At 70.4% G+C, this 9723-nt stretch carries 4 protein-coding genes; 1 reads left to right on the top strand and 3 read right to left on the bottom strand.

Going from position 1 to position 9723, the window contains the following annotated elements; genetic code table 11:
• Window positions 1-81: 81 nt before the first annotated feature.
• Window positions 82-1800 carry a polynucleotide adenylyltransferase PcnB gene (pcnB, locus tag KY661_RS14235; protein ID WP_225410709.1) on the bottom strand — a complete coding sequence of 573 codons (1719 nt, stop codon included), beginning with the start codon at window positions 1798-1800 and terminating at the stop codon, window positions 82-84.
• Window positions 1801-2197: 397 nt separating this feature from the next.
• On the opposite strand from pcnB, the gene KY661_RS14230 reads away from it, so the two are divergent.
• Entirely contained in the window at window positions 2198-7567 is a 5370-nt protein-coding gene (locus tag KY661_RS14230) for a S8 family serine peptidase (protein WP_225410708.1), read from the top strand.
• Between the two features lie 72 nt (window positions 7568-7639).
• On the opposite strand, the gene KY661_RS14225 is transcribed toward KY661_RS14230, so the two are convergent.
• Window positions 7640-8674, bottom strand: a complete 1035-nt coding sequence (locus KY661_RS14225) for a phosphatase domain-containing protein (protein ID WP_075010480.1) — start codon at window positions 8672-8674, stop codon at window positions 7640-7642.
• The gene (plsX, locus tag KY661_RS14220) at window positions 8671-9714 is read right to left on the bottom strand and encodes a phosphate acyltransferase PlsX (protein WP_075010518.1); all 1044 of its coding nucleotides are present in this window, start codon (window positions 9712-9714) and stop codon (window positions 8671-8673) included. Before plsX ends, KY661_RS14225 begins: the two co-directional genes overlap by 4 nt.
• Window positions 9715-9723 lie beyond the last annotated feature (9 nt).

Below are 9723 nucleotides of genomic sequence, written 5' to 3'. Positions count from 1 at the left end.
GCTCGCTCCCCGTGGAGGAGCCAGGCGCCGAGCCGTCCGCCCGACGCCCCTGGCTCGTTAGCTCAACACACTCCTAGCCGCTCAGGTGCCGGAGGACTCGGACTCCGGCTCCTCCGAGTCCTCGTCCGCCTCCTCCGAGTCATCGTCCGAAGACTCCCCCTCGGAGCCTTCTGCCTGGCCTTCCTCGGAGGATGCGTCCGCAGCCTCGGAGCTTCCAGCCTCGCTGCCTTCGGACTTGCGGCCTCCCCGGCGGCGGCGGCGGCGGCGGCGCTTGCGGCCTGCCTCCCCTTCGCCCGCGGGGGCCTCGGGACGCGCCGCGGGCACCTCGCCGCTCTTCCACGTGTTCAGGGCCTCGCTGAACTCCCCGGTGGCCTCCACGGAGAGCTCGAACACCGTGAGGGCCTCACCGAACAGCGGGTGCCGGCGGAAGGCCGCGCCCCGGCGGCGCCGCTCCCCGGAGAGGGTGCGCTGGGCGAGCAGCAGCAACCGGCACCGCTCGGCGATCCGGCGCGGCAGGCGGGCGCTCTGCACGAAGCCCGCGAGCAGGTCCTCGATGGACCGGGCGACCGAGGGCGGAGCGTCGGAGTTCTCGGACTCCTCGGACGGCGGCGCCGCCCGGCTGATGGGCACCAGCAACGTGGCCAGCAGGATGGCGTCATCGAGCGGCTCGCCTTTCGCCACCCGCCGGTCCAGCGCCTCGGCGTAGGCGTAGAAGGTCCGCTCGTTCTCCCGGCTGCGCCGGATGTAGGCCGCCACGGGCGGCAGGAGGATCTTCAGCGCATCCAGCGCGTCGAGTAGCTTGAGGCTGGGGGCCGCCACCCCGCCCCGGATGAGGCGGAAGGTCTCCTCCAGGAGCCGGGCGGGCGCGCAGCGCGGCAGGTCCTCCACCGCGCCCTCCATGGCCGCGTAGGTGCGCGACTCGATGTCCAGGCCCAGCTTGCTCGCGAACCGCACGGCCCGGAGGATGCGCACCGGGTCCTCGCGCATGCGGATCTCCGGATCGCCGATGGTGCGGATGTACCGCTCGTCGAGATCCCTCCGGCCGCGCACGTAGTCGATCACCCGGCCTTCGGTGACGTCGTAGAACAGGCCGTTGATGGTGAAGTCGCGGCGGCGGGCGTCCTGCTCGGCGGTGCCGAAGACGTTGTCGTGGGTGATGAGCAGATCATCTCCCCCCTGGCCGTTGCCGTTCTCGGCCCCCTCCTCCTCGGCGGGCTCCATCAGCTCCGTGGGGTTGGCACGGAAGGTGGAGACCTCGATGATCTTCCCGCCCTTGAAGTACACGTGGGCCAGCCGGAACCGGCGCCCGATGAGGCGGCAGTTGCGGAAGGTGGCGCGCACCTCGTTCGGGTGGGCGCTGGTGGCCACATCGAAGTCCTTGGGCGTACGGCCCAGGAGCAGATCCCGCACGCACCCACCCACCAGGTAGGCCTGGTGCCCGTGCTGGTGCAGCCGGAGGACGACCTTGAGCGCGTCCGGGTCGAGCTTCAGGGGATCGATCGCGGGGGGCTCGCCAGTGGGGGTGGTGGAGGGGGCCACCATCTCCGGCTCCGGGGGAGCGGCCTCGGCGGCCAGGGCTTCGGGAGGGGGCTCGGGGGGCTCGGCCCGGGGTTCCACGGGCTCGGTGGGCAGGGGCAGATCCAGGGATTCCGCCTGCGGCACAACATCAGACATGGGAAGGGCCTCGGTCGCGGGCTCGGAGACCGTCAGCACCTCGGGTGAGGTGGCCTCGCGCGCGTTGTCGGGCGCAGGCAGGGACGGTCCATCGGCGGGCGGTGTTTCTGTCGAATCTCGCGTCATCGCGTTGCTGCCCCAGCATTGGAGCTTTTGGCGCCCCCGTCTATACCGCATCCTTGCCTGGAGGGGTGAAAAGGCCTCGGCTGCCCGTCCAGGAGCGGGGCAACCTGGACGCCCGAGGGGGGGGCGGACGCGGCCCCCTCCCCCCCGCCGGCCTCCTACCCAAACGGGCCATTGTGCTTCACGGAAGTGAGCGCCGGGGCTCCGCCCCCTCCTTCCCCCCTGTTCACGGCGGAACCCCGCCGTCCCGGAAAAACCCAGGGCTATTGAACCGCCTGCCCCGTCCCCCCCCAATGGCACCCGGATTCCCGGAACCGGAATCCGTTCGGGCTGGGGACCCGCCACCGACAGAACACGCACGTCCGAACGCTCATCGCTCAAGAGAAAGCAGGCATTGCTCATGATGGGTTGGATGAAGCCGGGGGCGCTGGTGGCCCTGATCCTCGGACCGCTCCTGGCGGTCCAGGGGTGCACGAAGAAGGAAGAGTCAGGGGCTGCCCCGCAGCGTGCGCCCCGCCGGGCCCCACACTCGCGCGCCCTGGCCTCCGGGGCGCAAGTCCTCCGGACTCCGGACGGGGCCGAATACGTCGCGGGCCAGGTGTTGGTGCGCTTCAAGAAGGGCACCGGGCACCTCCTGGCCACGGCCGCCCACGCCCGGCTGGGCGCCCAGGTGCTGCGCACGTACCGCGCTCAGCCCGGGCTGCAGCTCGTCACGGTGCCCAAGGCCACCCTGAAGGACACCCTGGGGGCCTACCTGAAGGACCCCAGCGTCGCGCACGTGGAGCCCAACTTCGTCTACCGCCTCAGCGCGCTGCCCAATGATCCCCGCTTCGGGGATCTCTGGGGCCTGCACAACACCGGACAGGCCGGGGGCACGGCCGACGTCGACATCAACGCCCCGGAGGCCTGGGAGCTGACCCAGGGCAGCCGCAGCGCGGGCGTCATCGCGGTCATCGACACCGGCATCGACTACACCCATGCGGATCTCCAGGCCAACCTGTGGACCAACCCGGGCGAAGTGCCGGGCAACCACGTGGACGACGACGGCAACGGCTTCATCGATGATGTCCACGGCATCAACGCCATCACCCTCAGTGGCGATCCGATGGATGACAACGAGCACGGCACGCACTGCGCGGGCACCATCGCCGGGGCGGGCCACAACACCACCGGCGTGGCGGGGGTGAACTGGTCCGCCCAGCTCATGGCCTGCAAGTTCCTGGATGCCGGGGGCAGCGGCACCCTGGCGGATGCCGTCACCTGCCTCGACTACGTGCACCAGATGAAGACGCGGACCGTCCACCCGGTCAACGTCATCGCCACCAACAACTCGTGGGGAGGCGGGGCGTACTCGCTGTCGTTGCAGGAGGCCATCACCCAGCAGCGCGACGACGGAACCCTCTTCGTGGCCGCGGCGGGCAACAACGCCATCGACAACGACGCCACGGCCTCGTACCCGGGCAACTACTTTCTCTCCAACATCCTCTCCGTGGCCGCGCACGACCGCGACGACGGGCTGGCGGACTTCTCCAGCTACGGCCAGCACACCGTGCACCTCGCGGCGCCGGGGGTCGACATCCTCAGCACCGTGCCCAACGGCGGGTATGCGTCGTTCGATGGCACCTCGATGGCCACCCCGCACGTGGCCGGCGTGATTGGCCTGCTCAAGGCGCAGGATCCAGGCCGCGATTGGCGGCAGCTCAAGAACCTGGTTCTCGCCGGCGCGGTGAGTTCCACCGCTGCCCAGGGCAAGACCCTGACGGGCAGGCGGCTGCGCGCCTCGGACACCGGCGGCAAGGGCTCGCTGACGTGCAACAACCAGGTCTTCTCCAGCCGGGTGCGGCCCCTCCTGTCCACCGCCTCCGTGACCCCCCAGGAGCCGCTTCAGATCGTCGCCTACCACATCAACTGTGACGCGCCCGCGGGCGCGCTGGCCGTCACCGTGACGCCTGGCAACGAGACGTTCCTGCTCCAGGACACCGGGCAGCACGGGGACGAAGTGGCCGGGGACGGCATGTACACCGGCTTCTTCGAGCCGGGCACCCCGGGCACCTATACCCTCACGCTGCCGGGCGGGGAGCCGCTGACCGTCCAGACCGCGCTGAGCTACGTGCGCAAGGAAGTGCCCCTGGAGTGGCGCCAGTTCGCAGGGACTTCCCTGGAGCAGGGGGACGACACCGTCACGCCGCTCACCACGCCCTTCCCCATCCCGTTCGCCCAGGGGCCCGGGCAGAGCCTGCTGAACATCAGCATGAACGGCGTGCTGTCCTTCTCCAGCACCGAGATCGGCTTCACCAACACCCCGCTGCCGGACCCGGGCCACACCACGCTCGTGGCGCCCTTCTGGGATGACCTCTACCCAGGCCCCACCCCCGAGGACAACGTGTACTGGGGCGTGCGGGGCGTGGCCCCCCACCGGGAGCTCGTGGTGGAGTGGCGCAACGTCCACCACCGCGACACCCGCGCGGAGTCCTCCGCCGACACGCTGAACTTCCAGGTGGTCTTCTTCGAGGACACGGCGGACATCCTCTTCAATTACCAGGACGTGCTCGTCAACCACCCGGACCTGGACCAGGGCGCCAGCGCCACCGTGGGCCTCCAGACCGCCGATCGGGCCGGGGTCCAGCACAGCAACAACTCGCCCACCCTGCGGAATGGCACGGCGCTGCTGTGGCGCATCCAGACGCCCAGCATCGCCCCGGTGGTGCAGCCGCTCTCGGTCACTCCGGACACGCTCACCGAGGGTGACGCCGTCACCCTCACGATGTCCTTCAGCGATCCGGATGGGGCCACGGACGGCCCCTGGACGGTCCAGTTCGACACGGACTTCCCCGGCTGGTTCACCCCGGACATCGTCCAGGAGGCCTCCCAGCAGGGCAGCCTCTCCGCCTCGGCACCGGTGTACGCGAGCGGAACGGTCCTGATGGCGGTGCGCGTCGCGGATGCCAGCGGAACCCGCTCCCGCGTGGAGAAGTTCCCCGTCACCGTGGCCGACGTGGCCCCCGTGCTCGACACCCTCGCCACCGCCGGTGCCGTCCAGGAGAACAGGCCCACCGTCCTCACCGTCTCCTTCTCGGATCCGGGGCTGGATGCGCCCTGGCGGGTGGAGTGGGACCTGGACCACGATGGCGTCACGTTCTCGCCGGACCGGTTCTCCAGCGTCTCCTCGGCCGGTACCGCCTCCCTCGAACACATCTTCCCCCAGGACGGCACCTTCACCGTCGCCGCGCGCATCACCGACAAGGATGGAGTCCGGAGCAACGTCCAGGTACTGGCCGTCACCGTCGAGGACCTGGCCCCCGCGCTGAGCGCCCTTCAGGGCCCCACGTCGCTGACCGAGGGCAGTGCCTTCCAGCTCACCTCCTCCTTCCGCAATCCGGGAGACACCGCCACGCCGTGGAAGGTCCAGTGGGACTACGGCTACGACGGGACCACCTTCACCGTGGACGCGGAGGAGACCCACCTCACCGAGGGGGCCATCACCCTCTCCGGCGTCGCCTCGGACTCGGGCGTGCGCCCGTATGCCCTGCGCGTGGTAGATGCCGACGGCAGCATCTCCGAGGTGCGCACCCTCACGCTGGACATCGCCGAGGCCCACCCGTACACGTCGGAGCTGAAGGCCCTGGTCCTCACAGGCGGAGGGAGGGAGCCCTCCACGATGACCTTTGATCTGTTCGCGCGCAGCGGCGCGGCGGAGGCCTCCGCGGATCCCCTCAAAGCCTTCCTCTGGGACTTCGAGGGCGATGGCACGTTCGATGCCCTGACCTCCACGCCCTACACCCTGCACACCTTCCGCGACAACGCGGCGGGGGGGCAACCCTTCACCACCGTCGTGCGCGTGATGGATGAGGACAGCTACACCGAGCTGTCCATCCCCATCCCCCTCCAGAACGTGGCCCCCACGCTGGCGCTGCCCGCCCCGGCGGAGGCCCTGGAGGGCAGCCTGCTGGCGCTGCGGCTCACGGCCACGGACCCCGGCGCGGACACGCTGACCTTCAGCGTCAGCAACGCCCCGGAGGGCTTGAACGTGACGGCAGATGGCCTGCTGCTGTGGACGCCCCGCTTCGCGCAGGGCAGCGCCGAGGGGCGGCCCCACACCGTCACCGTCACCGTCACCGATGACGACGGTGCCTCGGACTCGAAAACCCTCACCCTCACCGTCCGGTGGAAGGACGCCGATGGCGATGGAATGGCGGACAGCTGGGAGGAACGGGTGGGATTGGATCCCACGCGCGATGACGCGGCCGAGGACCGGGATGGCGATGGGGTGAACAACCGCGAGGAGTTCCTGTCCGAGCACGGGGGGCTGCTCCTCCCCGAGGCGGCCGTGGCCCACGCGCCCTTGTCCGGTACCCAGGTGAATGCGCCCGAGCTGGTGCTCACCACCGGGAACGTGACGGAGGCGGGCCACCTCACCACGGTGCGCTACCAGTTCCAGCTCTTCGCCGGTTGGGACTTCACCCTGCCGCTCCGCGACCTCACGGTGGATCAGACCCCGGGGGCCACCACCTCGGCCACGCTGACGGATGGCACGGAGAGCGAGACGCTGGAGGACCTCACGGACAACCACGCCTACACCTGGCGCGTGCGTGCCACGGATGATGCGCTCCACGGGCCCTGGAGCGTGCCGCAGTCCGTCACCTTCAATCCCATCAACGATGCACCGGGCGCCCCGCGCCCTGCCCACCCCATGGACGGGATGCAGGTATCCACGGACAAGCTCACGCTCATCACCGACAACGCGCTCGACATCGACGATGAGGTGCTCACCTATACGTTCACGCTCGCCACGGACCCGGAGATGCGCCAGACGCTGCTCACCTCCGATGCCACCGAGGCAGGCATTCACGGCAACACGGCCTGGACCGTTCCCTCGCCCCTCGCACCCGCCACCACGTACTACTGGCGTGTCACCGCGGCGGATCCCCATGGGGCCACGGCCCACGGCTCTGTGGCTTCCTTCTCCACCTCCCTCGGCCGGCCTTCCAACCATGAGCCGGGCATGCCCGGGCTCGCCGGGCCGTCCGCCGACGGCCAGGTGGCCTCGTTCACCCCCACGCTCGTGGCCCATGCCGCACAGGATGCCGATGGGGACACGCTGACCTATGTCTTCGAGCTCGACACCACCGCGCGCTTCAGCTCCCCGGACCACCCTGTCTCCCCGCCGGTGGCTTCGGACGCGGATGGCCAGGTGCGCTGGCAGACGCCCAGGCTGAAGGAGAACACGCGGTACTTCTGGCGCATCCGCGCGCTGGATGGCTTCTCCGCGAGCGAGTGGGCGCTCAACGCGTTCATCGTCAACACGCGCAATGACGCCCCCTTGGCGCCCGTCGCGCTCAACCCCTCCGACGCCCTTGTCTCCGAGCGCAGGCCCACCCTGCGGATCCAGAACGCCGTGGACCCCGAGGGGGATGAACTCACCTATCTCTTCGAGGTGCGGCGGTCTGGCGGAAGGCTGGTGGCCTCGGGGCAAGGCGTGACCGAGGACGGCCAGGCACAGACCTCCTTCACCCTCTCCGAGCCGCTCCACCGGGGCGAGACATACGTCTGGACCGCCTACGCGACGGATGCCTCCGGGACCGCGGGGCCCCGCTCCGCCGAGGCTCGCTTCAAGGTCCACCGGGGTGCGGGCCGTCCGCCGGGCTCCGGTGACCGCTACGGGGGATGCAGCACGGGCGGCGGCGCGGTGGGAAGCCTCCTGCCGCTGGTGGCCCTGGGGCTCGGGCGGCTCCGCCGGCCGCGCCGCACGTCCCGGAGCCGTCCGGACTGACCGGCGCGGACAGGGCATGACATCCAGGGCACCGCACGCAGAAGGGGTGCGGTGCCCTCCCTGGACGCGCGCCTACTTCTTGCGCTCCTTGTGGGTGCGCGGCAGGGCGTGGGACACCAGCGCGAGGTAGTCCACCGCCTGCACCCGGGGAGGCGGGGGCGGCGTGCCGAGGGCGGCCAGGCGCTTGGTGAAGGCGGCGATGATGTCCGGCACCGGCCGCATCGCCTGCAAGAGCCCGTTGGGCCCCTCCAGCGCCTGGGACAGCGCCACGGCGGCCTGCTGCAGCGGCAGGCCCCGCCGCAGCAAGTCCTGGAACGAGTTGGACAGGGTGATGATGTTGTGCCCCGCCGTCTGCACCATCTCCACGGCGATCTTGATGACCTGCGGGGCCGTCAGGTGCCCATCCGCCAGCAGCACCAGCGCCGCCTGGAAGTAGTTGAAGATGGGCACCACGCGCGGCCCATACGCCGCGAAGTGGGCCGGCGGCGTCAGCCGGTCCAGGTGGATGAAGATGCGGCGCACGGGGTCCGCCACGGGGATCTTCTTCCAGGCCTGGCGCACCCGCTCGGCGTCGTCCGGGTAGACGGAGCCTGCCTCCATCACCTGGTTGAGGACGCGCTCGTCCACCCGTCCGGCGATGAGGTCCGCATAGAGCGAGTAGATGAACGCATCGGCCTCCGCGTCATCCCCGAAGAGCACCTCCTCGGCCTCGACGGGGGCGCTCGCCCGGCTCTCCAGGATGGCGGGCAGCTTGTAGCCCACCTGCCCGCGCAGCGCCCGGAAGCGCCCGCGCAGCAGGTTGCCCACGTTGTCCTTGAGGACGAACTCGTCCCACTTCACCCCGTCCAGCTTGAGCTTCTCCTCCAGCACCGCGCGCATCTGCGTGGGGCTGCCGGAGACGATGCACAGCCGGGAGTCGCCCTTGTCCGCCAGCTCCTTGATGAGCGCGGAGGCCCCCGGCACGGCCACCTTCTGGTGGGCCTTCTGCATCGCGGTGCGCACCAGGTCCCGGAACGAGTCGAAGTCCGTGCGCAGGTACGTCTTGTCCAAGTCCCACCGGTAGATGCGCTTCGGCGGCGGGGGATCGATGCGGTCCGGCAAGCTCACCGGGGCAGGCCTTCCTGGATGGCGGTGCCGAGCTGGTGCGCCACGGCCTTCGCCGCCACCTTGCCCGCGTTGGTGATGGCGCGCGCCTTCGAACGCCCGTGCGCCTTGATGAAGATGCGGTCGAAGCCGAGCACCGGCGCCCCGCCGTACTGCTCCCAGTCGGTGATGTCCTTGATGCGCTGGATGCCGCTGGAGAGCATGGCCAGCCCCGCGCGCCAGCGCAGCTTCTCCTTGTAGGCGTACTGGGCCAGCTCCACCACCGTGTCGTGCACGCCCTCCAGCATCTTCAGGCACACGTTGCCCATGAAGCCGTCCGTGACGATGACGTCCACGGTGCCCTTGGGAATGTCCACGCCCTCCACGTTGCCCACGAAGTTCACCCCCGGCATGGCGGACAGGCGCGCGTGCGCCTCCACCACCCGCGGGGGGCCCTTCTGCGGCTCCACCCCATTGGAGAGCAGCGCCACCTTGGGGCGCTCGTTGCGGGAGATGATGCGCGCGTACGCCGAGCCCATCACCGCGAAGGTGACCAGGTCCTCCGCCGTGGCCTCCACCGTGGCCCCCACGTCCAGGATGAGGGAGAACGGATCCTCCTTCTCCCCGCGGGTGCCGCGCGTGGGGTACACCGCCGCCAGCGCCGCCCGGCGCACCCCGGGAATGAGCTGGAAGAAGCGCGCGCACGCCAGCACGCATGCCCCCGTGTTGCCCGCGGAGACGAGCGCATGCGCCTCGCCCTCGGCGACGAGCTGGGCGGCCACCGCCACCGAGGCGTTCTTCTTGCGCGCCAGCGCCTCGCCCGGCTTCTCGTCCATGGCGATGAACTCGCTCACGTGCTGCACGGAGATGCGCTCGGCGCGGTGCTTCGTCTCGGCGAGCACCGCGTCGATGGCATCGCGGTCTCCCACGAGCAACGCGTGGATGTGGGGCGCCTCCAAGGAGAGCTGCGCGGCGCCGCGCACCACCTCCTCGGGTCCGTGATCGCTGCCCATCACATCGAAGGCAATGGTGATGTCCTTGAGGTCCTGCGACGTGCCCACCATGTCCCCCAT

This window comes from Allostigmatella hybrida (assembly GCF_020103775.1).
GTDB classification, from domain to species: Bacteria; Myxococcota; Myxococcia; order Myxococcales; family Myxococcaceae; genus Hyalangium; species Hyalangium aurantiaca.
Note: the sequence above shows the minus strand (reverse complement) of the source record. Positions and strands in the feature narration are given on the sequence as shown.